The organism is Dorea sp. AM13-35 (assembly GCF_003473885.1).
GTDB lineage: Bacteria > Bacillota > Clostridia > Lachnospirales > Lachnospiraceae > Dorea_D > Dorea_D hominis.
The window spans coordinates 40,881-65,746 of the sequence record NZ_QUCZ01000011.1; the positions used below are offsets into that span (position 1 = coordinate 40,881).

21 protein-coding genes and 1 riboswitch are annotated in these 24,866 nt (G+C 43.7%); all 21 genes read left to right on the forward strand.

The features are described 5' to 3' along the window. Nucleotides 1-74 precede the first annotated feature (74 nt). The 21 genes from DW152_RS11965 (at nucleotide 75) to DW152_RS12065 (ending at nucleotide 24,851) form a co-directional block, all read left to right on the forward strand. Nucleotides 75-878: a TrmH family RNA methyltransferase gene (locus DW152_RS11965; protein ID WP_021860219.1), complete on the forward strand. Its 804-nt coding sequence runs from the start codon at nucleotides 75-77 to the stop codon at nucleotides 876-878. A gap of 179 nt (nucleotides 879-1,057) precedes the next feature. Continuing rightward, complete coding sequence (locus DW152_RS11970) at nucleotides 1,058-1,501, forward strand: NfeD family protein (protein WP_021860218.1); 444 nt, start codon at nucleotides 1,058-1,060, stop codon at nucleotides 1,499-1,501. Between the two features lie 5 nt (nucleotides 1,502-1,506). Beyond that, nucleotides 1,507-2,439: an SPFH domain-containing protein gene (locus DW152_RS11975; RefSeq protein ID WP_408640168.1), complete on the forward strand. Its 933-nt coding sequence runs from the start codon at nucleotides 1,507-1,509 to the stop codon at nucleotides 2,437-2,439. A 66-nt stretch (nucleotides 2,440-2,505) separates the two neighbouring features. Beyond that, entirely contained in the window at nucleotides 2,506-3,498 is a 993-nt protein-coding gene (gene argF, locus DW152_RS11980; protein WP_021860216.1) for an ornithine carbamoyltransferase, read from the forward strand. Nucleotides 3,499-3,515: 17 nt separating this feature from the next. Further along, the gene (locus DW152_RS11985) at nucleotides 3,516-4,496 is read left to right on the forward strand and encodes a biotin--[acetyl-CoA-carboxylase] ligase (RefSeq protein WP_118288716.1); all 981 of its coding nucleotides are present in this window, start codon (nucleotides 3,516-3,518) and stop codon (nucleotides 4,494-4,496) included. Nucleotides 4,497-4,534: 38 nt separating this feature from the next. Continuing rightward, a complete protein-coding gene (locus DW152_RS11990) occupies nucleotides 4,535-4,864 on the forward strand; it encodes a DUF6145 family protein (protein ID WP_021860214.1) in 330 nt (109 codons plus the stop codon). 9 nt (nucleotides 4,865-4,873) lie between these two features. Next, a complete protein-coding gene (locus DW152_RS11995) occupies nucleotides 4,874-5,647 on the forward strand; it encodes a type III pantothenate kinase (RefSeq protein ID WP_021860213.1) in 774 nt (257 codons plus the stop codon). A 2-nt stretch (nucleotides 5,648-5,649) separates the two neighbouring features. Next, nucleotides 5,650-6,606 (forward strand): tRNA dihydrouridine synthase DusB, encoded by a 957-nt coding sequence (gene dusB / locus DW152_RS12000; RefSeq protein WP_117538314.1) that lies wholly within the window; start codon nucleotides 5,650-5,652, stop codon nucleotides 6,604-6,606. 205 nt (nucleotides 6,607-6,811) lie between these two features. Next, complete coding sequence (gene adhE / locus DW152_RS12005; RefSeq protein WP_021860211.1) at nucleotides 6,812-9,427, forward strand: bifunctional acetaldehyde-CoA/alcohol dehydrogenase; 2,616 nt, start codon at nucleotides 6,812-6,814, stop codon at nucleotides 9,425-9,427. 640 nt (nucleotides 9,428-10,067) lie between these two features. After that, a complete protein-coding gene (locus DW152_RS12010) occupies nucleotides 10,068-12,200 on the forward strand; it encodes a PTS transporter subunit IIABC (protein WP_118288717.1) in 2,133 nt (710 codons plus the stop codon). A 60-nt stretch (nucleotides 12,201-12,260) separates the two neighbouring features. Next, nucleotides 12,261-12,518 carry an HPr family phosphocarrier protein gene (locus DW152_RS12015; protein ID WP_021860209.1) on the forward strand — a complete coding sequence of 86 codons (258 nt, stop codon included), beginning with the start codon at nucleotides 12,261-12,263 and terminating at the stop codon, nucleotides 12,516-12,518. A 48-nt stretch (nucleotides 12,519-12,566) separates the two neighbouring features. Continuing rightward, a complete protein-coding gene (gene ptsP / locus DW152_RS12020; RefSeq protein WP_118288718.1) occupies nucleotides 12,567-14,204 on the forward strand; it encodes a phosphoenolpyruvate--protein phosphotransferase in 1,638 nt (545 codons plus the stop codon). Between the two features lie 46 nt (nucleotides 14,205-14,250). Then, on the forward strand, nucleotides 14,251-15,084 hold the full coding sequence (locus DW152_RS12025) for a PRD domain-containing protein (RefSeq protein ID WP_021860207.1): 834 nt from the start codon (nucleotides 14,251-14,253) through the stop codon (nucleotides 15,082-15,084). Between the two features lie 215 nt (nucleotides 15,085-15,299). Further along, a riboswitch (cobalamin riboswitch) is annotated at nucleotides 15,300-15,484 on the forward strand. A gap of 155 nt (nucleotides 15,485-15,639) precedes the next feature. Beyond that, nucleotides 15,640-16,191, forward strand: coding sequence for a DUF4430 domain-containing protein (locus tag DW152_RS12030; RefSeq protein WP_118288719.1), 552 nt, complete (start codon nucleotides 15,640-15,642; stop codon nucleotides 16,189-16,191). Then, nucleotides 16,184-17,074, forward strand: a complete 891-nt coding sequence (locus DW152_RS12035; RefSeq protein WP_118288720.1) for an energy-coupling factor transporter transmembrane component T — start codon at nucleotides 16,184-16,186, stop codon at nucleotides 17,072-17,074. Before DW152_RS12030 ends, DW152_RS12035 begins: the two co-directional genes overlap by 8 nt. Then, nucleotides 17,047-18,720 carry an ABC transporter ATP-binding protein gene (locus tag DW152_RS12040; RefSeq protein ID WP_118288721.1) on the forward strand — a complete coding sequence of 558 codons (1,674 nt, stop codon included), beginning with the start codon at nucleotides 17,047-17,049 and terminating at the stop codon, nucleotides 18,718-18,720. Before DW152_RS12035 ends, DW152_RS12040 begins: the two co-directional genes overlap by 28 nt. A gap of 90 nt (nucleotides 18,721-18,810) precedes the next feature. Then, a complete protein-coding gene (locus DW152_RS12045; RefSeq protein ID WP_118288722.1) occupies nucleotides 18,811-19,614 on the forward strand; it encodes an ECF transporter S component in 804 nt (267 codons plus the stop codon). After that, on the forward strand, nucleotides 19,615-21,567 hold the full coding sequence (locus tag DW152_RS12050) for a DUF4430 domain-containing protein (RefSeq protein WP_118288723.1): 1,953 nt from the start codon (nucleotides 19,615-19,617) through the stop codon (nucleotides 21,565-21,567). A 101-nt stretch (nucleotides 21,568-21,668) separates the two neighbouring features. Then, nucleotides 21,669-22,733 (forward strand): prenyltransferase/squalene oxidase repeat-containing protein, encoded by a 1,065-nt coding sequence (locus tag DW152_RS12055; RefSeq protein ID WP_118288724.1) that lies wholly within the window; start codon nucleotides 21,669-21,671, stop codon nucleotides 22,731-22,733. 34 nt (nucleotides 22,734-22,767) lie between these two features. Then, nucleotides 22,768-23,715 carry an AAA family ATPase gene (locus DW152_RS12060; protein WP_118288738.1) on the forward strand — a complete coding sequence of 316 codons (948 nt, stop codon included), beginning with the start codon at nucleotides 22,768-22,770 and terminating at the stop codon, nucleotides 23,713-23,715. After that, a complete protein-coding gene (locus DW152_RS12065) occupies nucleotides 23,712-24,851 on the forward strand; it encodes a DUF58 domain-containing protein (RefSeq protein ID WP_118288725.1) in 1,140 nt (379 codons plus the stop codon). The genes DW152_RS12060 and DW152_RS12065 overlap by 4 nt, the downstream gene beginning before the upstream one ends. The last annotated feature ends 15 nt before the right edge of the window (nucleotides 24,852-24,866 follow it).

Sequence of the window (24,866 nt, forward strand, 5' to 3'; positions counted from 1 at the left end):
GTGAAGTAAAAAGCGATTTGCAGGCACCATAATCAGGGGTGCTTCAATATTATAGTTATTAAGGGACAGAGAGAATGATTACAAGTACAGCAAACGGAAAAGTTAAAAGACTGATTAATTTAAAAAAGAAGAGAAAATTAAGAGATGAAGAACATGTATTTCTTGTGGAAGGCATCCGGATGTTCCGGGAAGTGCCGGTGGATGAATTACAGGAAGTATATGTATCTGAATCTTTTTATAAAAAAGAAAAAGTGCTGGTAAATGCGATTGCAGGGCAAGCCGGAGTGCACATAGAAGTGCTGACGGATACTGTATTTGCACATGCATCGGATACAAAGACACCACAGGGTGTTCTCTGTGTTGTGCGGCAGAAATCCTATAAGCTGGAGGATCTGTTAAAAGGCGAAAAGAGGCATCTGCTAGTGCTGGATAATTTGCAGGATCCGGGAAATATGGGTACGATCGTGCGGACTGCAGAAGGCGCAGGTGTAACAGGTGTGATCATGAGCCGTGACTGTGTGGATATTTACAATCCGAAAACAATCCGTTCAACGATGGGTTCTATTTACCGGATGCCGTTTTATTATGCGGAAGATATCCTGAAGGCAATCCGCAAGATCAAAGATGCCGGGATTAAAGTATACGCGGCGCATCTGGACGGGGAGAAGTCTTATGATGAAGAAGATTATGCTTTCTCCTGTGCATTCCTGATTGGAAATGAGGGGAACGGGCTGCGTGAAGAAACCTCGAAAATGGCAGATCACTATATCATTATTCCGATGAGCGGAGAGGTGGAGTCGTTAAATGCCGCAATAGCCGCTTCGGTATTGATGTTTGAAGTGAAGAGACAGAGAAGAAATACAGAGAAAAATTCATAAAATCATAAGGAAGTCAGTAGACAGTTAGAATTGCGTTATCGGAGAAAATATAGTAAGATAATGATACCAGAGACAAAAAGTCCGGCATCCACATGAGTTTACTCATAAGTGGATGCAAGACTTTGGGGCTCGCCCCGATATGAGGGAGTGCGAAGCACGGAGCAAAGTGAGGAATATTTATGCAGACTGTATACTGGCTTATATTATTTGTAATATTATTAATTATCGAGATCTTGACTATGGGACTTACGACAATCTGGTTTGCCGGCGGAGCGCTGGTGGCATTTGTGAGCGGAGTGATCGGCTTCGGTCTGCCTGTGCAGGTTGTTGCATTTCTCATAGTTTCTGTTATATTACTGGTGCTTACAAGACCACTTGCCGTGAAGTATTTTAATAAAGAGCGGCAGAAGACGAACGCTGAGAGTCTTATTGGGGAACAGGCACTGGTGACAGAAGATATTGATACACTGCAGGCAGCAGGACATGTAGAAATCCGTGGACAGGAATGGTCGGCAAAGACAGACGAACCGGATGGAAAGATCGCAAAAGATACGATCGTTGTAGTGGAAGGTATCCAAGGTGTGAAGCTTATTGTCAGAGAGAGAAGAAAAGAGGAGGAGTAAAGATGATGGCACTAAATACGATTTTTTTAGCAATATTAATATTGATTGTTGTGATGCTTATTATATCCTGTGTGAAGATTGTCAGACAGGCAGAGGCACTTGTAATCGAAAGACTGGGGGCTTATCAGGCAACATGGAGTACGGGACTTCATTTTAAAGTTCCGATTTTTGACCGTGTGGCAAGACGTGTTGATCTGAAAGAACAGGTTGTAGATTTTGCGCCACAGCCGGTTATTACAAAAGATAATGTAACAATGCGGATCGATACAGTTGTGTTTTATCAGATCACAGATCCGAAGATGTTCTGTTATGGAGTTGCCAATCCGATCATGGCAATTGAGAATCTGACAGCAACGACACTTCGTAATATTATCGGTGATCTGGAACTTGACCAGACATTGACTTCCAGAGAGACGATCAATACGAAGATGCGTGCTTCCCTGGATGTGGCAACAGATCCATGGGGAATTAAAGTAAATCGTGTAGAGCTGAAAAATATCATACCACCTGCAGCTATTCAGGACGCAATGGAGAAACAGATGAAAGCAGAGCGTGAGAGACGTGAAGCAATCCTGCGTGCAGAAGGTGAGAAGAAGTCAACAATTTTGGTAGCAGAAGGTCATAAAGAATCGGCAATCCTTGATGCGGAAGCAGAGAAACAGGCAGCAATCCTGAAAGCAGAGGCACAGAAGGAAGCAATGATCCGTGAAGCAGAAGGTGAAGCAGAAGCAATCTTAAAGGTGCAGCAGGCGAATGCAGACGGTATTCGTTTCCTGAAAGAAGCAGGAGCAGATGAAGCCGTGCTGACAATGAAGAGCCTGGAAGCATTTGAGAAGGCAGCAGACGGAAAAGCAACCAAGATTATTATTCCATCCGAGATCCAGGGCATGGCAGGACTGGTGAAGTCCATGGCAGAGATTGGTGGAAAAGATAAATAAAATAAACAACGGCTAAACAACGGCCAAAAAGGCTGACTGGACAATAAGGAAAGAAGGACGCGAAGGATGAACCTAAAAGGCAGACATTTTTTAACACTGAAAGATTTTACAAAGGAAGAGATTACCTACATGCTGGATCTGGCAGCAGATCTGAAAGATAAGAAGAAAAAAGGAATTCCGGTAGATAAATACAGAGGCATGAATGTTGCGCTTATTTTTGAAAAGACAAGTACAAGAACCAGATGTTCTTTTGAAGTGGCGGCACATGACATGGGAATGGGAACCACTTATCTGGATCCAAGTGGATCCCAGATTGGCAAGAAAGAGAGTATTGAAGATACAGCAAGAGTACTCGGAAGAATGTTTGATGGTATCGAATATCGTGGATTCGGTCAGGAACGTGTAGAAGAACTGGCAAAACATGCAGGTGTGCCGGTATGGAATGGCCTGACAAATGAGTATCATCCGACACAGATGCTGGCAGATCTGCTGACGATCCGTGAGCATTTTGGAACACTGGAAAATATCCATCTTGTATACATGGGCGATGCAAGGTATAACATGGGTAACTCTCTGATGATTGCGTGTGCGAAGATGGGAATGCATTTTACAGCATGTACTTCTGAAAAATATTTCCCGGATGCAGAGCTTGTTGAAACATGCAGAGGCTATGCAAAAGAAAGCGGCGGAACCATTACTTTGACAGAGGATGTAAAAGCCGGAACCAAAGGTGCAGATGTTATTTATACAGACGTGTGGGTATCTATGGGTGAACCGGATGAAGTATGGGCAGAGAGAATCAAAGAACTGTCACCATATAAAGTTACGAAGGAAGTAATGGATAATGCCGGAGAGAAAGCAATCTTCCTGCACTGCCTGCCTGCATTCCATGATCTGAAGACCAAAATCGGTAAAGAAATTTATGAAAAATATGGTCTTACAGATATGGAAGTAACAGATGAAGTATTTGAATCTTCACAGTCCAAGGTATTCGATGAGGCAGAGAACCGTATGCATACAATCAAAGCGGTTATGGTTGCAACACTTGGTGAGAGATAGAAAGTCGGAGCGATAAGATGAAAGCAGAGATTTTACGACTGCTGAAAGAGAGCAGCTCTTATATATCCGGGCAGCAGCTTTGTGATCATTTTCAGGTGTCAAGGACTGCAGTCTGGAAAGTAATGGAACAGTTAAAAAAAGAAGGTTACACAATTGAGGCGGTACGCAATAAAGGCTACCGCCTTCTGGATAGTCCGGATGTTTTGTCAAAAGCAGAAATTGAAAGTCTGGTTACGACAAAATGGGCGGGCAGACAGGTTGTTTACTACGACGAGACGGATTCCACGAATAATCAGGCGAAAGCGGCAGGTGAGAAAGGTGAAGTACACGGTACACTGTTTGTCGCAGATCGACAGACTGCCGGTAAAGGAAGACGCGGACGCGGCTGGGAGTCACCGTCTGGGAACAGTGTTTCCATGACTATTTTATTAAGACCGGAGATACCGCCGGTGAAAGCACCGATGCTGACACTTGTAATGGCGCTTGCGGTAGCAGATGGAATCAGGGATGTGCTTGGTGTGGACGCGGGAATCAAGTGGCCGAATGACATCGTACTGAATAAGAAGAAAATCTGCGGAATCCTGACGGAGATGAGTACGGAAATTGATTATATCAATTATGTTGTGATCGGAGTCGGGATCAACGTCAATCAGGAAACATTTCCGGATGAGATCAAAGAGACGGCAACATCTTTGAAGGTGGAGACGGGTAAGCCTGTAAAGCGTGCCGGAGTTATTGCGACGGTTATGGAAAGATTTGAACAATATTATGAACAGTTTGTGCAGCAGGAAGATTTGTCCGGAATCCGGGAGGCATATGAAGCGTGTCTGGTTAATCGTGACCGGGATGTGCGGGTATTGGATCCGGCGGGAGCATATGAAGCACACGCAAAAGGAATTAACGATACCGGTGAGCTGATCGTAGTTCTGCCGGATGGCACTGAGCGTGAAATCTATGCCGGAGAAGTGTCTGTGCGAGGAATCTACGGATATGTATAGACAGCCGGGACAAACTGTTGTAAAATAGCGGAGGTATTATGTACGAAGAGAAAATCGTCCTTTGTGGGGCAAATTCTTATGAAGAAAAATATTATCTGAATCCTGATTTTTCAGGACTACCGGATCATATCAAAGACGAACTGAAAATCATGTGTGTGTTATATGTACACGACGTAGGTGGCATACTGACACTGGTCTATGAAGAAAACGGAGAGCTGTGTTTTGAAGTGACATCTGAAGAGGGAGATCCGATGTTTGATGATATTGGAAGCCAGTTGAAAATCAAACAGCTTCAGAGAGAAAAACAGGAATTACTGCAGTCGCTGCAGTTATATTACAAAGTGTTCTTCCTGGGAGAAGAGCTGTAGGAGGAAAATATGTTATTAGTTATAGATGCGGGAAATACAAACATTACACTCGGCATTTTTTCGGAAGACAAGATCTCCGGTACTTTCCGTATGAAGGCAAAACAGCCGCGTACATCAGATGAGTATGGAATCACATTGCGTGAATTGGTGGAAAGACATGGAATTGAAGGCGAACAGATTACAGACGTAATTATCGCCTCTGTAGTTCCGGATATCATGCATTCTTTAGGAAGCGCAATTATTAAATATTTTGGCGTAAAACCGATGGTCGTTTCAGCAGGAATTAAGACCGGAATCCGTATCGTTACAGAGAATCCGAGACAGGTAGGGGCTGATCGTATCGTGGATGCGGTTGCAGCATATACATTATTTGGAGGACCTGTTATTGTTGTAGATTTTGGAACAGCGACAACGTATGATATTGTCGGAGCAGATGGCACATTTGAAGCAGGTGTGATTGCTCCGGGAATCCGCACTTCCGCGCAGGCATTGTGGGGTGAGGCAGATATGCTGCCGGCGATCGAGATTAAGAAACCGGCATCTATTTTGGCGAAAGAGACGATTTCGGCAATGCAGGGCGGTCTGGTCTACGGACAGATCGGACAGACAGAATATATCATCAATCAGTTGAAAAAAGAGTCTGGTTATGAGAATGCAAAAGTCGTTGCGACCGGAGGACTTGGAAAAATCATTGCTGCAGAGACAGATACGATTGATGTGTATGATCCTCAGCTGACTTTAAAAGGACTTCATATTATTTATCAAAAGAACAGGAAACGTTAAGCATGAAGATTGGAGAAGTAAAGCTTGAAAATCCATATATCCTCGCACCGATGGCGGGGGTTACAGACCTGCCCTTTCGTTTGCTCTGCAAAGAGCAGGGGGCAGGGCTTTTATGTATGGAGATGATCAGTGCGAAAGCACTGCAATATAAAAACAAAAATACAAAGACTTTATTGGCGATTCATCCGGAAGAATATCCGGTTTCATTGCAACTGTTCGGATCGGAGCCGGATATCATCAGTGAGATCGCGAAAATGATCGAACCACTTCCATTTCAGATCCTGGATATCAATATGGGCTGCCCGGTACCGAAGATCGTGAAGAACGGAGAAGGTTCTGCACTTATGTTAAGACCGGAGCTTGTCTATGAGATTGTGTCAAAGACGGCAAAAGCAATAAAGAAACCTGTGACAGTGAAGATCAGAAAAGGATTTGACGATGCGCATATTAATGCAGTGGAGATTGCAAAAGTTGCAGAAGAAGCAGGAGCAAAAGCAGTAGCCGTACATGGAAGAACAAGAGAGCAGTATTATTCCGGAAAAGCAGACTGGGATATTATAAGACAGGTTAAAGCAGCAGTGTCTATTCCGGTTATCGGAAACGGTGATGTGACAACCGGAGAGCAGGCAATCCGGATGCGGGAAGAAACCGGCTGTGATGGCGTAATGATCGGACGAGGCGCCCAGGGAAATCCATGGATTTTCAGAGAACTTCTGGAATACGAAAAGACTGGAAAACTGCCGGAACGTCCTTCGCCGGAAGTGATTCGCGAGACAATGCTAAGACATGCGAGACTTCAGATGGAGTACAAGGGTGACTTTATCGGTATCCGAGAGATGCGAAAACACGTTGCTTGGTATACGAAAGGAATGAAAGGCTCATCCAAATTAAGAGATGAAATCAACCGGACAGAATCTTACGAAGAATTGGAAGCACTTCTTTATGAGAAGATCAAATAACGATAGCTACTTTATTACACCGCATTGATAGTGTGGTAAATATATACAAAAATCCTCCTGAAAATTATTGCTTTTCGAAGCGATTGTTTAAAAATTAACAAATATGTTAAAAAAATACCAAAAGTAATTGACAAAATATTAACGAGCATGTATAGTATGAAACATAGAAAGAAATCACATACACCATTTACAGGAGGATCAGAAGATGGCAAAGAAAAAAGAGACAGTACCAACAATCATTGATAGCGTGGAAACTCTTGAAGCAAAAATGAAAGCGATGAGAGAAGCACAGAAGATCTTTGCTACATACACGCAGGAACAAGTTGATAAGATTTTCTTCGAAGCAGCAATGGCAGCCAATAAGATGCGTATCCCTCTTGCGAAACAGGCAGTCGAAGAAACAGGTCGTGGAATCGTTGAAGATAAGGTTATTAAAAACCATTACGCAGCAGAATATATTTATAACGCATACAAGAATACAAAAACCTGTGGCGTGATCGAAGAAGATAAAGCATATGGAATTAAGAAGATTGCAGAACCAATCGGACTGGTTGCGGCAGTTATTCCTACAACAAACCCGACATCAACAGCAATTTTCAAAACACTGATCTGCTTGAAGACAAGAAATGCAATCATCATTAGTCCACATCCGGCAGCTAAGGCATCTACAATTGCAGCAGCAAAAGTTGTTCTGGATGCGGCAGTGAAAGCAGGAGCACCGGAAGGAATCATCGGATGGATCGATACACCTTCACTGGAGCTGACGAATACCGTTATGAGAGATGCAGATATTATTCTTGCAACCGGCGGACCTGGAATGGTAAAAGCAGCATATTCTTCCGGCAAACCGGCACTCGGAGTTGGAGCTGGTAATACACCGGTTATTATTGATGACACAGCAGATGTAAGGATGGCAGTAAACTCCATCATTCATTCTAAGACATTTGATAATGGTATGATCTGTGCATCTGAGCAGTCTGTAACTGTACTGGACAGCATTTATGATGAAGTAAAGAAAGAATTTGCATACCGTGGATGTTATTTCCTGAAACCAGGCGAAGAGCTTGATAAAGTTCGTAAGACAATCATCATCAACGGCGCATTGAACAATAAGATCCCTGGAAAGTCTGCTTACGAGATTGCAAAACTGGCAGGTGTAAAAGTTCCTGAAAATACAAAGATCCTGATCGGTGAAGTAGAATCCGTTGATATTTCAGAAGAATTTGCACACGAGAAATTATCTCCGGTACTCGCAATGTACAGAGCAAAGACATTTGATGAGGCACTTGGAAAAGCAGCTCAGCTTGTAGCTGACGGTGGATATGGACATACAGCTTCTTTATATGTGCATCCGGCACAGACAGAAAAGATTGCAAAGCATGCAGCAGCAATGAAGACATGCCGAATCCTTATTAATACACCATCTTCACACGGTGGAATCGGTGATCTGTACAACTTCAAACTTGCTCCGTCTCTCACACTTGGATGTGGTTCATGGGGTGGAAACTCTGTATCAGAGAACGTAGGCGTAAAACATTTGATCAACATTAAGACGGTAGCTGAGAGGAGAGAGAACATGCTGTGGTTCAGAACACCTGAGAAAGTATACTTTAAGAAAGGCTGTATGCCGGTAGCACTGGATGAACTTGGAACCGTAATGCATAAGAAAAAGGCATTTATCGTAACCGACAGCTTCTTATATAAAAATGGATATGTAAAACCGATTGAAGAGAAACTGGATGAGATGGGAATTCAGCACACATGCTTCTATGAAGTAGCACCGGATCCGACATTACAGTGTGCACAGAAAGGTGCAGACCAGATGCGCGCATTTGAGCCGGATACGATCATCGCACTCGGTGGTGGATCTGCAATGGATGCCGGAAAGATTATGTGGGTGATGTATGAACATCCGGAAGCAAACTTTGAAGACATGGCAATGGATTTCATGGATATTCGTAAGAGAGTATTTACATTCCCGAAAATGGGAGAGAAGGCATATTTTGTAGCAATTCCTACATCTTCTGGAACAGGATCTGAGGTGACACCTTTCGCGATCATCACAGATGCAGAGACTGGTGTAAAATGGCCGATTGCTGACTACGAACTGCTTCCGAATATGGCAATCGTAGATGTTGACAATGCAATGACAGCCCCAAAAGGACTGACAAGTGCATCCGGTATTGATGTTATGACACATGCGATCGAGGCATATGTATCTATCATGGCAACAGATTACACGGATGGTCTTGCTATGAAAGCAGTGAAAATGGTATTTGAAAACCTGCCATCTGCTTATGAAAACGGAGCAAATGATCCGATTGCAAGAGAACATATGGCAAATGCTTCCTGCATGGCTGGTATGGCATTTGCAAATGCATTCCTTGGACTGAACCACTCAATGGCTCATAAATTAGGAGCGTTCCACCATCTGCCACACGGTGTTGCAAACGCAGTTATTTTAACAGAAGTTATGCGATATAATGCAGCAGAAGTACCGACAAAGATGGGAACATTTTCTCAGTACCAGTATCCACACGCACTTGCCCGCTATGCAGAGCTTGGACGTTTCGCAGGATGCCAGGGAAATACAGATGAAGAAGTATTTGAAAACTTCCTTGCAAAACTGGAAGTACTCAAAGAGAAGATCGGTATCAAGAAGACGATCAAAGACTATGGTATCGATGAGAAATACTTCCTTGATACATTAGATGAGATGACAGAGCAGGCATTTAACGATCAGTGTACAGCAGCTAACCCAAGATATCCACTGATGAAAGAAATCAAAGAAATGTATCTGAAATGCTACTATGGTAAATAAAACTGTAGTAAATAAGAACAAATAACGGTAGTCAGCCGGGATGTGAATTTTGTATGTGATTTCTATAAAATTCATATTCCGGCTTTCTTTACTTTTCAAGGTCGTGCTGTGTTGCTATAATTGACATATACCTGCCGCTGACCGGAGCGTCAGGTTCAACTGTAAGGCTGAGGGACAGCGCCAATTTTATGGCAAAAAGTCAACGCCGGTGAAGGCCTTTACATCCGCTGCCGTTCCTGGCAGGAGGCGACTTCTTATGAACTATCTGTAAAGAAAACAGAGAAGAAGCTGGATATCACAAATTATGAGCACGCCAAAGCTGTGCGCAGTACAACAAAGGTGAGTCAGGACGTAAATTTTGTATGTGATTTCTATAAAATTTACATCTTGACTTTCTTTTTTTGATATGTTATAAATATGGCATACATGGTGTGTAACTGAGTAAGCAGGCATTAACCGTGCATAAGTATTTTGATATTTATGTGGGGGTAATGTCTTTTTTTTGCTGTATATATGATACTTTGTTTTTCTTGCATAAACCTCTCTGAAAAGATGCCCACTCGCGCGAAGCGGAGAATTCTCCTATATAAATGTTAAAAACGGATACACTATAACAAGAAACTAAAGGAGAAGAAAAACTATGAAAGACAAAATTTTCGGAGTTTTGCAGAGAGTAGGAAGATCCTTCATGCTTCCGATCGCAATTCTTCCGGTAGCGGGACTGCTGCTCGGGCTTGGTGGATCGTTCACCAATGAAACAATGTTGAAAACGTATGGACTGATGAAGATTATGGGACCGGGTACGGTGCTGAACTTGATCCTGCAGGTTATGAGTGCAGCCGGAAATATTATTTTCACGAATCTGCCGGTGATTTTTGCAATGGGTGTTGCAATCGGTATGGCAAAGAAAGAGAAAGAAGTTGCAGCACTTGCATCTGTAATCTCATTTTTTATCATGCACGCTTCCATCGGGGCGCTGATTACGGCAAACGGTGGAGCAGACGCGATGTTAGAAGGAGCAGTTGCAGATGTATGTGGAATCACTTCCCTGCAGATGGGTGTGTTCGGTGGAATTATCGTAGGGCTTGGAGTTGCGGCGCTGCATAACCGCTTTTATAAGATCGAACTTCCGCAGGTGTTATCATTCTTTGGCGGAACGAGATTTGTACCGATCATTTCCGGTCTGGTCTATGTAGGAGTCGGAATTTTAATGTTCTTTGTATGGCCGGTGATCCAGTCTGGTATTTACCACATCGGAGATCTTGTTTTGAAATCCGGATATGCAGGAACATGGGTTTACGGATTTATGGAGCGTCTGCTGATCCCGTTTGGATTGCATCACGTATTCTACCTTCCATTCTGGCAGACTGCTGTAGGCGGAACATTAGAGGTGGCTGGAAAAACTATCGAAGGTGCACAGAATATTTTCTTTGCACAGCTTGCAGATCCGTCTGTAAAACATTTTGCAGTATCTGTGACAAGATTTATGAGTGGAAAATTCCCACTTATGATCTTTGGATTGCCGGGAGCCGCGCTTGCAATGTATAAGACAGCAAAACCGGAAAAGAAGAAAGCAGTTGCAGGTTTATTATTATCCGCAGCCCTGACTTCTATGCTGACAGGAATTACAGAGCCACTGGAATTTACATTCTTATTTGTTGCACCGGTGCTGTATGGAATTCACTGTGTATTCGCAGGACTTGCTTATATGCTGATGCACGTCTTTAAAGTCGGTGTCGGAATGACATTCTCCGGTGGACTGATCGATATGTTCCTGTTTGGAATTTTACAGGGAAATGAAAAGACAAACTGGATCTGGATCGTGATCATCGGAGTTGGATATTTTATCGTTTATTATTTCTTGTTTAGTTTCCTGATCAAGAAAATGGATTTGAAAACACCGGGACGTGACGATGTGGAAGAAGTAAAGCTTTATACGAGAGCAGATGTCAACGCAAGAAAAGAAGGTGCAGCAGCAAATCCAGAGGATGCAGTATCAGAAGGAATTCTTGTAGGACTTGGTGGAAAGAAAAATATTTCTGACGTAGACTGCTGTGCGACAAGACTTCGCTGCACAGTTTATAAACCGGAGCTTGTACAGGATAGCATTTTGAAAGCGACAGGAGCTTCCGGAGTGGTTCATAAAGGAAATGGAGTGCAGATCATTTACGGACCGAAAGTTACAGTGATCAAGTCAAACTTTGAAGACTATTTAGAAACAGCACCGGACGAAGAAATCGTTCCGCAGGCAGAAGAAGTTGCTGTAACAAAAGAAGAAAATACAACTGCAGAAAATGAAACAAAAGAAGTAAAAGAGACAATTATCGTGTCCAGTCCGATCACAGGTCTGGCAGCCGACCTGTCTACTGCACCGGATGAAGGATTTGCCGGACGCATGATGGGAGATGGAGCAGTTGTGACACCGGAAAATGCACAGATTGTTGCGCCGGAGGACGGAGAAGTCGTGTTTGTATTTGATACGAAACATGCAATTGGATTTTTAACTGACAGTGGCTTATCTTTATTGCTTCATATCGGAATTGATACAGTAAGCCTGAACGGTGAAGGCTTCCAGGTATTTGTAGAAAATGGACAGAAAGTGAAAAAGGGCGAAAAACTGATGGAAATTGATATTGATTTTCTGAAAGCACATGCCCCGTCTCTGTGTTCGCCGGTCCTTTGTGCAGAACTGGAAGACAGTGATAAAGTAAGACTTCTGGCAAAAGGAGAGATCAAAGCCGGAGAACCATTATTTGCAATAGACAGATATTAAGAAACCCGTTGGAGGATCCAACATTATATAAAGAAAAATGAAAAAAAGGAGATTAAACAAATGAAAGAATTTATGTACACAGTAAAAGACGAACAGGGAATCCATGCAAGACCGGCAGGAATGCTTGCGAAAGAGGCAAAAAAATACGAAAGTAAGATTACGATTTACAAAGATGAAAAATCTGCAGAAGTTACAAGATTGATGGCTTTAATGGCACTGGGAATCAAATGCGGACAGGAAGTACGTGTGACAGCAGAAGGACCGGATGAAGAAGCGGCAGCAGATGGAATCAAAGCATTTTTGGAGGCAAATCTGTAAAAGTTTGCAGAATGCAAAAGAGTGGAAAATATCGTTGAGGTAAAAACTATGGCACAGGAATATAAAGGGAAACCGGTATTCAAGGGCATTGCCCTTGGACCGGTTACAGTCCTTAAAAAACAGGATGTACAGGTAAAAAGAGAAAAAGCAGGGGATCCGGAATCGGAGATTAAAAAAGTAGAAGAAGCAGTTGAGACATCGAAAGAACAGCTTCAGCATTTATATGAAAAAGCATTAAGTGAGGTTGGCGAAGCGAGTGCGGCAATTTTTGAAGTGCATCAGATGATGCTGGAAGATGAAGATTATCAGGATGCCATCCGCAATATGATCCGTACAGAAAGAGTCAGTGCTTCTTATGCCGTCGCAGTGACAGGTGATAATTTTGCAGAGATGTTTGCGGCAATGGATGATGATTACATGCAGGCAAGAGCTGCGGATGTCAAAGATATTTCTAATCGTCTGGTTGAGAATTTAAATGGAAACAGCATAGGAATGGAAGCAGGAGAGGAAGCATCTATTATTGTTGCAGATGATCTTACGCCGAGTGAGACCGTGCAGTTGGATAAGGAGAAAATTCTTGGATTTGTAACTGTACATGGCTCTTCCAATTCCCATACGGCAATTCTTGCGAGAATGATGAATATTCCGGCAATGATCGGAACAGAAATGGATCTGGATAAACTGGAAAATGGAATGACCGCTGTCCTGGATGCGTTTGCAGGAACATTTATCACAGAGCCGACAGAAGAACAGTGTGCGGCTGCAAAGGAAAAGATGCAGGAGGAAGAGGAAAAAGAAGCACTTCTGCAAAAATACAAAGGAAAAGAAACCTGTACGAAAAATGGAAAAAAAGTACATCTGTATGCAAATATCGGAAACGTGGGCGATATTCCTTCCGTACTGGAAAATGATGCAGAAGGTGTTGGCCTGTTCCGGAGTGAGTTTTTGTATCTGGGAAGAGAAGATTTTCCGACGGAGGAAGAGCAGTTTCATGCATACCGTCAGGTATTACAGACAATGGCGGGAAAGAAAGTGATTATCCGTACACTGGATATTGGAGCAGATAAACAGGTGGATTATTTTGGACTGGGTGAAGAAGAAAACCCGGCAATGGGATATCGTGCCATCCGTATCTGCCTGAAACAGCCGGAAATCTTCAAAACACAGCTTCGTGCACTTCTTCGCGCAGCGGTATATGGGAACTTGTCTGTGATGTATCCAATGATTATATCGGAAGAGGAAGTTGCCAAAATCCAGAAAATTGTAAAAGAAGTAGAAAACGAATTGACAAAAGAGGGAGTTCCATATCAGATTCCGGAACAGGGAATTATGATTGAAACACCGGCAGCAGTGATGGTCAGCGATGAACTGGCGCAGATGGTTGATTTCTTCAGTATCGGAACGAATGATCTGACGCAGTATACGATGGCAATCGACCGTCAGAATGCAAAGCTGGATGATTTTTATAATGCCCATCACAAGGCAATTATCCGTATGATCCGAATGGTGACAGAAAATGCGCACAAACATGGAAAATGGGTTGGAATCTGCGGTGAGCTTGGCGCAGATCTGGAATTGACGGATACTTTTATGGAAATTGGCGTGGATGAACTTTCCGTAGCACCGTCTATGGTGTTAAAACTTCGAAAACAGATTTGTGAATATGAAGGATATATGTTAGACTAGGAATAGTGAAGGAAATCTGTCAAAGGCAGATAAAGGTAGGAAAAACATGTATCGTATTAGCAAAGTGTTAAATCACAATGGTGTGATCGTAATTGACCTGAATGATCAGAAAGAATATGTTCTACTCGGGAAAGGAGCAGGATTTGGAAGAAAAATCGGTGAACGGATGGAGAAACCGGAAACCTGCACCGTTTATTCCCTGCAGGAAACATCTTCTAAAGGTGACGCGGCAGATTTGATCAAAAGTGTAGCACCGGAGTATTTTCAGATGGCGAATCAGATCCTGAATGCAGCGGAGGAACAATTTGGAAAAGTAGACAGAAGTATTTTATTCCCGATAGCAGATCATATTGCATTTGCTGTAGAGCGAATTAAACGCGGTGAGCAGATATCGAATCCATTGACGGAAGATATACAGGCTTTATTTTACAGTGAATTTAAGATTGCCTGCATGCTGAAAGAGATGCTGAAAAAGGAAAAAAATATAGAGATCGATGATGATGAAGTCGGTTATGTGGCGCTTCATATTCATTCTGCGTTGGAAGAGGAGTCGGTTTCTGTTTCGATGCAAATGGCGAGAGCTGTGCGAGAGTGTGTATCCCTGATTGAAGAAAAGAAAGGTATCCATATTAATATTATTTCACTGAGTTATAACCGTCTTATGAATCATGTCAAATATATGGTGGCAAGAGCGCTTAACGGAGAATCTTTGAAAATTAACATGAATGATTATGTAGAGTATAAGTTTCCAGAATCATATGCACTGGCGAAGACTGTCTGTGAGCATATGAGCAGGGCGCTCCGGGTAACTCTGGAAGATATGGAGATCGGTTATCTTGCCATGCACATTGAGCGTGTGAGCATGGGTGAGGAATCATAATATAGGAATAATAAAAAGCAGAAGGCAGCCTGTCCGGTGGGCAGGAAGTCCTTCTGCTTTTTGTTATCTCGTCTCTGTTGCCATAGCAGCCGGAGAAAACTGTCGGTGGCAGGAACTGTGGTGTGCTTGACAAACACAGGCAGGGATAGTAAGATTCATATGGATTAACAGAATGAAAATGGTCGTCTGTACAGATGCAGGAAAATACAGAAGCCCGAACAGATTTTGCAGTGGCTTATTATATTTTTCAAGGAACATGCGGTGAGATTCCGCCACAGACTTTATCCCTACTGTAATCAGGACGAAAGCGTCAGATCCATTGAGAACGAGAGATTCTTGAGAAGGGACGTGAGTAGGTTGGAACTGCGAGACAGGATACAGGTATCTGGAGATCATAAAAGAGAAGTCCGGAGGCATGAAGACGGAGGCTTATTTTTTATACTTATTTATAATAGTTTATAACAGGTTAGAAGGTCTGATTCTGAATGAGTTTGTTTGTAAGCAGAGGAGGAAGGCAGATATATTGGGGATAAAAAGTAAGAACAAGGTGGAAAAATGATAAAAATAAAACAGAAATTGTGGAAAATCACAGCGATATTGAGCGTTTGTCTGCTGCTGGCAGGATGTGCACAGGAGACACCGGACAGAGCCGGATCTTCAAAGACCAGTGAAGAAAAGATGGACGTATCTGTGGAAATCCGTTGTGATACGGCGATTAAAAAGGGTCTGACAAAACAGAAAAAGTGGAAAGGTGTGTTGCCGAAAGATGGCTGCATGCTGAAAAAGGAAAAAATGCAGGTGAAGAAGGGCAGTTCCGTATTTGATCTGCTCTGCGAAGTGCAGGATGCCAAAGGAATACAGATGGAATATTCCGGCGGCAAAAAGACAGCCTATATTCAGGGAATCGGCAACCTGTATGAACAGGACGGTGGACGTTGGAGCGGTTGGATGTACAGTGTGAACGGCAAATATGCAAAAGTAAGCTGTGGTGAATATACATTAAAAGATGGCGATGAAGTGCAATGGAATTACAGTTGTGATCTTGGTGCTGATCTGAAAGGAACCGATAAAGAGAAAGCAAAAGAGTGGAAGGAAAAGAATGAGTAGTTTTGAAGAATTACACCCGGCATGTTTATTTTCATATTTCGTGGCAGTGATGGTACTGTTTTTTCTCTGCCATCATCCGCTGGCAATGGTGCTGGCGTGTGCATGTGCACTGTTTTTTCTATATAATATAGAAGGAAGACGTGCATTTTCGTGGTGTAAATGGATGCTTCCAGTCGTGCTTTTTATAGCGGTTGTCAATCCGCTTCTGAATCACAGAGGTGTGACTCGGTTATTCAAACTTGGAAATCAGTGGATCACACTGGAAGCGTTTGGGTATGGTTTGACATCGGGCTTGTCGATGGCGGCGATTATTTTATGGTTTGCCTGTTATCAGAAAGTGATGACAAATGATAAATTTCTTTATCTTTTTGGGAAAATTGCTCCATCCAGCGCACTTCTTATTACAATGGCATGGAATTATATCCCGGATCTGACTAAAAAAATGAAAGAGATCCGTGACGGTCAGAAGATGTTAAAAGGAACGGAAGAAGAGCGTGGGTGGAAACAGATACTTTCACGGACAAAGGATGCACTGCAGACAGTTACGGTACTGCTTGGGTGGAGCCTGGAAAATGTAGTGGAGCAGGCGGATTCTATGAAAGCAAGAGGTTACGGACTGCGAAAAAGAACAACATTTCATCTGTTCCGGTTTGAACAAAAAGATATTTTCTTTTCAGGCATAGTGGGTGTAATCGTGATTTTTTGTTTCGTACTTCGGGGCATGGGATGTATGACGATGGAATTTTACCCGCAGATACAAAGTGGAGGAAGCAAAAAAGCAAATATTTTGTTTCTTGTTTTATTTTTGATACTTCTCGGAATCCCGGGACTGATACAATGGAAGGAAGAAAAAGCATGGAACTCTTACGATTTGAAGGGGTAGGTTTTACTTATCCGGAAGCGGAACAAAAAGCGTTAGATGAACTTACCTTTTCGATGGGAGAAGGAGAGTTTCTTGTTGTGTGCGGGGCATCCGGGTGTGGCAAGACAACACTTCTGCGGATGGCGAAGCCACAGATGCAGCCGGCAGGAAAATTTGCAGGAAATATTTATTATAAGAATAAGCCATTGCAGGAGTTTGACGAACAGATCAGTGCATTTCGCATTGGGTATGTGCAGCAGAATCCGGACAATCAGATCGTGACGGATACGGTGTGGCATGAATTGGCATTTGGACTGGAAAACGCGGCATTGCCGGTACAGACGATCCGCCGGCGGGTGAGTGAGATGGCGAGCTTTTTCGGCATGGAGACATTGTTTCACAGAAAGACATGCGAATTGTCCGGTGGACAGAAGCAGATGTTAAATCTTGCCTCTGTGATGGTGATGAATCCGGAACTTCTGCTCCTGGACGAGCCGACCAGTATGCTAGATCCTCTGGCGGCATCTAATTTATTGCAGATGGTTCACAAGATCAATCGGGAGCTGGGCGTTGCGGTACTTTTGTGTGAACACCGGCTGGAAGAAGTATTTCTGATGGCAGACCGTGTCCTTTTGATGGAAAATGGAAAGAAAAAAGCACTGAAAACACCGCAGAAGCTGGCAGAGATGCTGAGCTTTTCAATGGAAGAGGAGAACGATGAGCATACATCAAGAATCTATGAAGGACTTCCGGCAGCAGTACGGATATTTAAGGAATTAAAGAAAAGAGGAATCTATGACAGTGGGAAGCCGTTGCCACTTACAATCCGGGATGGCAGACTTGCTCTGGCGGAAGTGCTGACTGACAGATGTAATAGACAGTCTGATATGAAATATAGCGGAACAAGAAAAGCAGATAAAAAAGATTCACACACCGTCCTGCGTGCGAAGGAAGTCTGGTTCCGGTATGAGAGAAGCGGAGTGGACATTTTAAGGAGTCTGGATCTGTCTTTATATAAAGGAGAAATGTTTGCTCTTCTTGGCGGGAACGGAGCCGGGAAAAGCACATTATTAAAAATACTGACCGGAATTATAAAAGAGCGGCGAGGCAGAGTAATCCGGGAAAAGGGAGAACGTATTGCCATGCTCCCGCAAAGTCCGCAAGTACTTTTCCAGTATGATACTGTATGGGAAGAACTTCTGGAAAGTGCCGGACAGGATGTAGAACATGCGAAAAAAATGGCAGAATTTCTGGAGCTTTCAGATAAGATTTCCATGCATCCATATGACTTAAGCGGAGGTGAGATGCAGAGGGCGGCACTTGGAAAGTTACTGCTTCTGGATGCGAAGATACTGCTTCTGGATGAGCCAACAAAAGGTCTGGATGCATATCTTAAGAAGAAACTTGCAGGCTTAATGAAGAAACTGACACAGGGTGGCATTGCGATTCTCCTTGTAACACACGATCTGGAATTTGCGGCAGCTTATGCCGATCGATGCGGTTTATTGTTTGACGGTCAGGTGATTTCCGAAGGAGAGCCGCACGCATTTTTTGCGGGAAACCGTTTCTACACAACAGCGGCAAACCAGATTGCCGGGAATGAAATTCCGGAGGCGATTACGTGCGAGGAAGTTGTGCGTGCGGTATTATCACATATGGAAATTTGAAAACGCATAAGTTTATAAAAAATAATATACATTTGCAGTCTTTGCAGTTACCGGCAAAGAGAACAGAAATCAAGGAGAGGAGGAACCCGTATGCAGAAGACAAAACGAAGAAGTGACATAGCAGCAATTTTCACATGTCTGTTGCTTATTATTTCGCTTATTTGCTATACATGGATGATGCGTACGCCTTCGTTCCTTTCTTTAAAAGCAGGAAAGCCGTTCCTGAACTGGATCATGCAAAATTCAGATCTGGCGCTGGCAGTGCTGTTTCTGATTCTGACATCGGTACCGTTCTATCTGACATTTGATAAGAGAAAAGCACAGGCGAGAGATCTCGTGCCGGTTGCTCTGATGGCGGCAATGTGCGTAGTGGGAAGAGCGGCATTTTCCATAGTACCACTTCCGAATTTCAAGCCGGTGACGGCGATCGTGATGATCACGGCGATTGCATTTGGTGCGAAAGCAGGATATCTTACCGGTGCGCTTGCGGCGCTTTTGAGTAATTTTCTGTTCGGGCAGGGACCGTGGACACCGTGGCAGATGTTTTCATGGGGGATGATCGGTCTGGTGACCGGACTTCTGTACCGGATCGGTGTATTTGGTACAGTAGGACAGGTGCAGACAGATGAACATGGAAAGAGAAAGAAACCAGTCCGGCTGTGTGTGTTCGGATTTTTCTGCGGAATTGCTTATGGCTGGTTTATGAACCTTCAATATATTATCGGATATGTAGATCCGATCAACTGGAAAACAATCGGACTTGCCTATGCGCAGAGTTTGTATTTTGATATCAGTCATGGAGTGTGCACGGCGCTTGTGCTGTATCTGGCAGCAGAACCGTGGACGCGAAAACTAATGAGGATCAGAAGAAAATTTAGTCTGGGAGAGAAATAAATGGATAAGAAACGAATAAAAAAACTGTTGACAGGCATCCTTCCGTTTCTTCTGATTGTTGCACTTTTGTGGATGCTGCCGGGGCGGACTGTGAAACCGAATAATCCGATTTCGGATAAGACAACAAAGTTAAAGACGAATTTCGGAACCGGCGGTCAGTCAGGTAAGAAAAAAGAACAGTTAAAAAATGGAACCGATGACAAAGCGCAGAAGAACGGAAATGGTTCCGGGACGAAGACGCAGGAGATGTCAAAAGAGAACACCACACAGAAGAAACAGAAAAAGACAAAGAAATCTTCTGGTTCAAAAGCGCAGAAACAGAAAGGAAACCAGGAGACAAAGGGTGATAATGGCAAACCGGACGATAAAGTTCCGGGGAAGAATCCGAATGGAGATAATGATGCAGACAGTGGAAAACATAATCTGAAAAAGCCGGATAACGGAGATAATACCGGAAACAAAGACGGAAAACTGGTGACAGATCTTTACAGCCGGACAATCACTTATTCGGAGCTTACAGAAGATAAGCTGGATTTTTATGCATATTATTCGAAGTCTGATGTAGACGCGGAGATAAAAGTAAATTACAAGCATGAGAATGATACCGGCAACGGAACCTGGCTGAAGTCAGAAAATCAGAAAGATTATCAGGCAACATTAAAGCATGGTAAAAATGTTATTACCATTTACTATACGGATGAAAAAGGAAACCGTGACTGGGCGCAGGCAGTGGTCAATTATGAGGCAGATAAGGCAGATAAAAATAATCCGACAGTAGGAAAGCATCCGCCATTGATAGAGACAAATCTGGATGACGGATTAAATACGATCCATACATCGGAATTTACATTTACAGTCAGTGCGAAAACATGGGAAGAAAAACGTATTTATTCGAATGCGATCCGTGTAATCATGGATGGAAAAGAAGTGACAAATCCGACCGGCAGTGGTGTATATGAATATGAATTACAGTTTAAACGTCCGAATGTAGGCGATACTTCCGACCATGTGATCACAGTGCTTGCGTGGGACAAAGACGGCAATTCCAAGTATGTGGAATATAAGCTTCGCTACCAGTATCATAATAAAGATGAGAAAATCGGAAGCGTTTCGGTTGTTATTGACGCGACAACCGTGGAATGTGGCGTTGTAGAAGAAGGAACGGTAGATGTAAAAGCCGGAGATACGGCGGCAGAAGCGGTGCTGAAAATGCTGGATGATTACGGGTATGCTTATAATTCCGGCGGTTCTGTAAAACAGGAATTTTATCTGAGCAGCATTGCCCGCGCGGATGCATTTAAAGGTTGTAAGATTGGAGAACGACTGGAAAAATTGCTGAAGCGTGATGGTATTACGTTTACTTCGCCGGGCTCCAGAGACCGGCTGAGCGAATTTGATTTCACAAGAGGTTCGGGATGGTTGTATTTCATAAACGGAAGTTACTGCCCGGGTAAGGCAATGTCTGCATGGAAGTTAAACGGTGGAGAGAAGATCGTGCTCCGCTATACAGTTGCTTATGGAAAAGACGTCGGTGTGACAGCGACAACAGAAGGAACATTATCCGGTTATTGTGCAGTCTGGAGAGACGGCGAGATCATTGAACAGGGACACAGTTATAAAGAGACATCCCGCGTGGAGCCTACAGCGACGAAAGATGGATATGTAGAGTATACATGTAAGCGGTGTGGTGAGACAAAGCGGGAAACACTTCCGGCGACAGGAAACTCTGAGAAACCGGATAGACCAGGTTCTACAGATAAGCCAGATTCATCAGACAAACCGGGTTCCACAGATAAGCCGGGCTCCACAGACAAGCCGGGTTCCACAGATAAGCCGGGCTCCACAGATAAGCCGGATTCATCAGACAAACCAGGTTCCACAGATAAGCCGGATTCATCGGATAAGACGCAGCCGACAGATAAAGAAGAAACAACTGCAGATACACTAAAGTGAGAAAATGAAAAAACCAACAATTTCTGATACGCCAAACAAAATAGGGGAAACAGATAATTAAGAGATCACAGAGAATAAAAGTCTCTGCCAGGGAGAAGAAGATGAGAAAATATGGAAAACGCCTGCTTGCAGGAATCCTTGCATTTACACTTGCTGTTGGAAGTGCCGGATGTGCAAAGGAAGAGACGCAGGTAAAAAAAGATTTGAAATCGCAGATTGCACAGAGTGCGGAAAGTCTGGATACATTTTACGAATCACAAGAAAAATCTGTCCTGCTGGATGAAAGTATGCTCCCGGCGGGAGACGGAACGAGCGACTGGACGGCGGTTGCGCTGACATTCTCGGGAAAAGCAGACAGCAAAGTGCAGGCGGCATATTTGAATCGGCTGCAGAAGTATGTCGAAAAAGCATATGAGCAGGGCGGCGGTTTAAGTAAAGTAAAGGCAACCGAATATCACCGGATCGCACTTACGATGCTGGCGCTTGACGGGAATCCGGAAAAAGTGAAAAACGCATCCGGGAAAGTGATCGATCTTGTTGCGGACGGAACTTGGAATTTTACGAAAGGCGATCCGGGAATCCAGGGCGCAAATGGACTGTGCTATGCATTGCTTATGCTGGATGCCGGAGATTATAACAATCCAAAGAAGCCGGAGCTTAGAAAGAAGTTTATAACAGAGCTTCTGGAGTATCAAAAAGAAAGTGGTGGTTTTTGTATCGACAACAGTCTGGATCCGGAAGTAGATATAACAGCTATGGCGGTGCAGGCACTTGCACCTTATTATAAAGAAGACAAATGCAAGAAGGAAAAACTGGATGCGCAGAAGATGAAAGAAAGTATCGATGCAGCAGTAAAATGGCTTGCTGCGCAGGAGTCTGACGATGCAGAATTTCTATATGATAACATTGCAAGTTCTGAATCCATTTCCCAGGTGATCCTTGCACTGTGCGCACTAGAAAGAGACCCGGAAAAGGATGAGACATTTACGAAAAAAGAAAGCACACTGCTGGACGCGCTTGCAAAGTTCCGTAAAGAGGATGGCATATATATGCATGAAAAAGCGGACGAAGAAGGAAGTGCGATGGCAACGTATCAGGCAATGATCGCTTTGGAAGCGGTACAAAAATTGCGGACAGAGAAGAAATGGATTTTTGATTTTAAATAAAATGCAGAAGGATAGCAGGGAGAAAGGAACAGATATGCACGATAAAATAGTACAGATACAGGAAGAAGTGAAAAAAGCCATTGTCGGAAAAGATGATGTCATAGAGAAAGTTCTGATCGCAGTACTGGCACAGGGACATGTGCTGTTGGAGGATGTGCCGGGAACCGGAAAAACAACACTTGCGACAGCATTTGCGAAGGCGCTTGGCTTGGATAATAAGCGTATCCAGTTTACACCGGACACGATGCCGTCTGATATTGTCGGATTTTCTGCTTATGATATGCAGACAGGAGAATTGCAGTATAAACCGGGCGCGATCATGACAAATCTTCTGCTGGCAGACGAGATCAACCGTACGTCCAGCAAGACACAGGCAGCGCTTCTGGAAGCAATGGAGGAAAAACAGGTGACAGTGGACGGCGTCACGAGAAAACTGGAAGAACCATTTATTGTTCTTGCGACCCAGAATCCGGTCGGTACAGCGGGTACTCAGAAACTGCCGAATGCACAGCTTGACCGTTTCCTGATGAAACTGAAAATGGGATACCCGGATCGTGCCGGGCAGATTGAGATGATGAAAGACAGACATCACGCCAATCCGCTGGATGATGTGCAGCCGGCAGTGGATATTCCGGAACTTCTCGGACTGATCGGAGAGGTGCAGAACATCTATGTGGATGATCTGATTTACAATTATATTTCAGAACTTGTTGAAGCGACGAGAACACAGGAAAATATTCAGCTTGGCTTAAGTCCGAGAGCGGCGCTTGCAGTATGCCGGAGCGCGAAAGCATGTGCATTTATCAAAGGACGGGATTATGTGATACCGGCAGATGTGCTGGAAATCTTTGCACCGGTATGTGTGCACAGACTGTTGCTTTCCGCCAAAGCCAGACTGCATGAACAGTCTGCGGAGTTTGTTTTAAAAGAACTGACAGAACAGATTCCGGGACCGGAGATAAAGGAGTCAGTGATTCGATGAGAAAACAAAGGATCAAAGGAATGATCAGCTGGATATTTGTGCTGGCGGTACTTGGAACAGTTGTATTTTTTCGTGACAGTGCCATAGCATTTTATTGCGTGGTGTTCTGGTTTCTGATTCCGTTTATAAGTACAGCTTTGAATCTGTACATAAGAAAGAATCTGAAAATGGAGATTTTCTGCCCGGCGTCTGCCGAAAAAGGAAAAGAACAGGATGCGGATATTTTTGTTGAAAACAGAGGAAAACTTCCGGTATTTCATAGTTTTGTCAGAGTACAGATGAAAAACAGGCTGACGAAAGAAATGACGGAACAGGAGATTGAGATTCCGACAGTGACAGAGAAACAGACAAAAGAAAGTTTTTCCTTTCGCTCAGATTATTGCGGTTATCTGACGATGAAGATAACCGGAGTTTTTCTGATGGACTGGCTTGGTTTTCTGGCTGTCCGCTGTAAAGAGAACGGGACACAGTCTGTGGCAAAAACGGTTGTACTGCCGGATACATTTGTACCGCAGATAGTTTTAGAGCCGGCAGCCGGAAGTACAGAGGATGCCGAAGAATGGTCGCCGTTCCGGAAAGGAAACGATCAGACCGAGACGTATGCGCTCCGCGATTATGCACCCGGTGACAGCCTGCGGCAGATCCACTGGAAATTATCATCAAAGAGAGGGCAGCTTATCATAAGAGAGCCGAGCCTTCCGGAAATAAAAACATTGCTTTTGTTCTGGAATAAGGAAGGACAGGCAGAAGCAGGAGAAATGGATACGATGGCAGAAGTTGTTTCATCTGCTGCTCAGATGATCTGGGAAATGGGTGAGACATTTACACTTGGATGGCAGCAGAATGAGGAGAGCTGTTATATGCCGGTCGGAACAGAGGAAGAACTGCAGCGGGCGATCGCGCAGATGTTAAAAGGAGAATTTCCGGTGGAAGAGCAGACGCAGAATACATATGCGAAAGTGATTGTTTTTGGAATGGAAAATCAGGAAGAAGGAAATCTTCCGGATGAGCTGAAGGAAGCGCAGGTGACAGAGGTGCTCTGCGCCAGGGAACCGGAACGAAGAATTGCGGAACCGGGCAGGATCATCTACTGCGCCGGAACTTACAGAGAAGATCTGATAAGAATGGAATTATAAAGAACAGATTACAAA

Excerpts from the sequence above, each read along its gene's own strand:
- DW152_RS11965 (WP_021860219.1), top strand. The coding sequence starts at position 75 with ATGATTACAAGTACAGCAAACGGAAAAGTTAAAAGACTGATTAATTTA.
- DW152_RS11970 (WP_021860218.1), top strand. The coding sequence starts at position 1,058 with ATGCAGACTGTATACTGGCTTATATTATTTGTAATATTATTAATTATC.
- DW152_RS11975 (WP_408640168.1), top strand. The coding sequence starts at position 1,507 with ATGGCACTAAATACGATTTTTTTAGCAATATTAATATTGATTGTTGTG.
- argF (WP_021860216.1), top strand. The coding sequence starts at position 2,506 with ATGAACCTAAAAGGCAGACATTTTTTAACACTGAAAGATTTTACAAAG.
- DW152_RS11985 (WP_118288716.1), top strand. The coding sequence starts at position 3,516 with ATGAAAGCAGAGATTTTACGACTGCTGAAAGAGAGCAGCTCTTATATA.
- DW152_RS11990 (WP_021860214.1), top strand. The coding sequence starts at position 4,535 with ATGTACGAAGAGAAAATCGTCCTTTGTGGGGCAAATTCTTATGAAGAA.
- DW152_RS11995 (WP_021860213.1), top strand. The coding sequence starts at position 4,874 with ATGTTATTAGTTATAGATGCGGGAAATACAAACATTACACTCGGCATT.
- dusB (WP_117538314.1), top strand. The coding sequence starts at position 5,650 with ATGAAGATTGGAGAAGTAAAGCTTGAAAATCCATATATCCTCGCACCG.
- adhE (WP_021860211.1), top strand. The coding sequence starts at position 6,812 with ATGGCAAAGAAAAAAGAGACAGTACCAACAATCATTGATAGCGTGGAA.
- DW152_RS12010 (WP_118288717.1), top strand. The coding sequence starts at position 10,068 with ATGAAAGACAAAATTTTCGGAGTTTTGCAGAGAGTAGGAAGATCCTTC.
- DW152_RS12015 (WP_021860209.1), top strand. The coding sequence starts at position 12,261 with ATGAAAGAATTTATGTACACAGTAAAAGACGAACAGGGAATCCATGCA.
- ptsP (WP_118288718.1), top strand. The coding sequence starts at position 12,567 with ATGGCACAGGAATATAAAGGGAAACCGGTATTCAAGGGCATTGCCCTT.
- DW152_RS12025 (WP_021860207.1), top strand. The coding sequence starts at position 14,251 with ATGTATCGTATTAGCAAAGTGTTAAATCACAATGGTGTGATCGTAATT.
- DW152_RS12030 (WP_118288719.1), top strand. The coding sequence starts at position 15,640 with ATGATAAAAATAAAACAGAAATTGTGGAAAATCACAGCGATATTGAGC.
- DW152_RS12035 (WP_118288720.1), top strand. The coding sequence starts at position 16,184 with ATGAGTAGTTTTGAAGAATTACACCCGGCATGTTTATTTTCATATTTC.
- DW152_RS12040 (WP_118288721.1), top strand. The coding sequence starts at position 17,047 with ATGGAACTCTTACGATTTGAAGGGGTAGGTTTTACTTATCCGGAAGCG.
- DW152_RS12045 (WP_118288722.1), top strand. The coding sequence starts at position 18,811 with ATGCAGAAGACAAAACGAAGAAGTGACATAGCAGCAATTTTCACATGT.
- DW152_RS12050 (WP_118288723.1), top strand. The coding sequence starts at position 19,615 with ATGGATAAGAAACGAATAAAAAAACTGTTGACAGGCATCCTTCCGTTT.
- DW152_RS12055 (WP_118288724.1), top strand. The coding sequence starts at position 21,669 with ATGAGAAAATATGGAAAACGCCTGCTTGCAGGAATCCTTGCATTTACA.
- DW152_RS12060 (WP_118288738.1), top strand. The coding sequence starts at position 22,768 with ATGCACGATAAAATAGTACAGATACAGGAAGAAGTGAAAAAAGCCATT.
- DW152_RS12065 (WP_118288725.1), top strand. The coding sequence starts at position 23,712 with ATGAGAAAACAAAGGATCAAAGGAATGATCAGCTGGATATTTGTGCTG.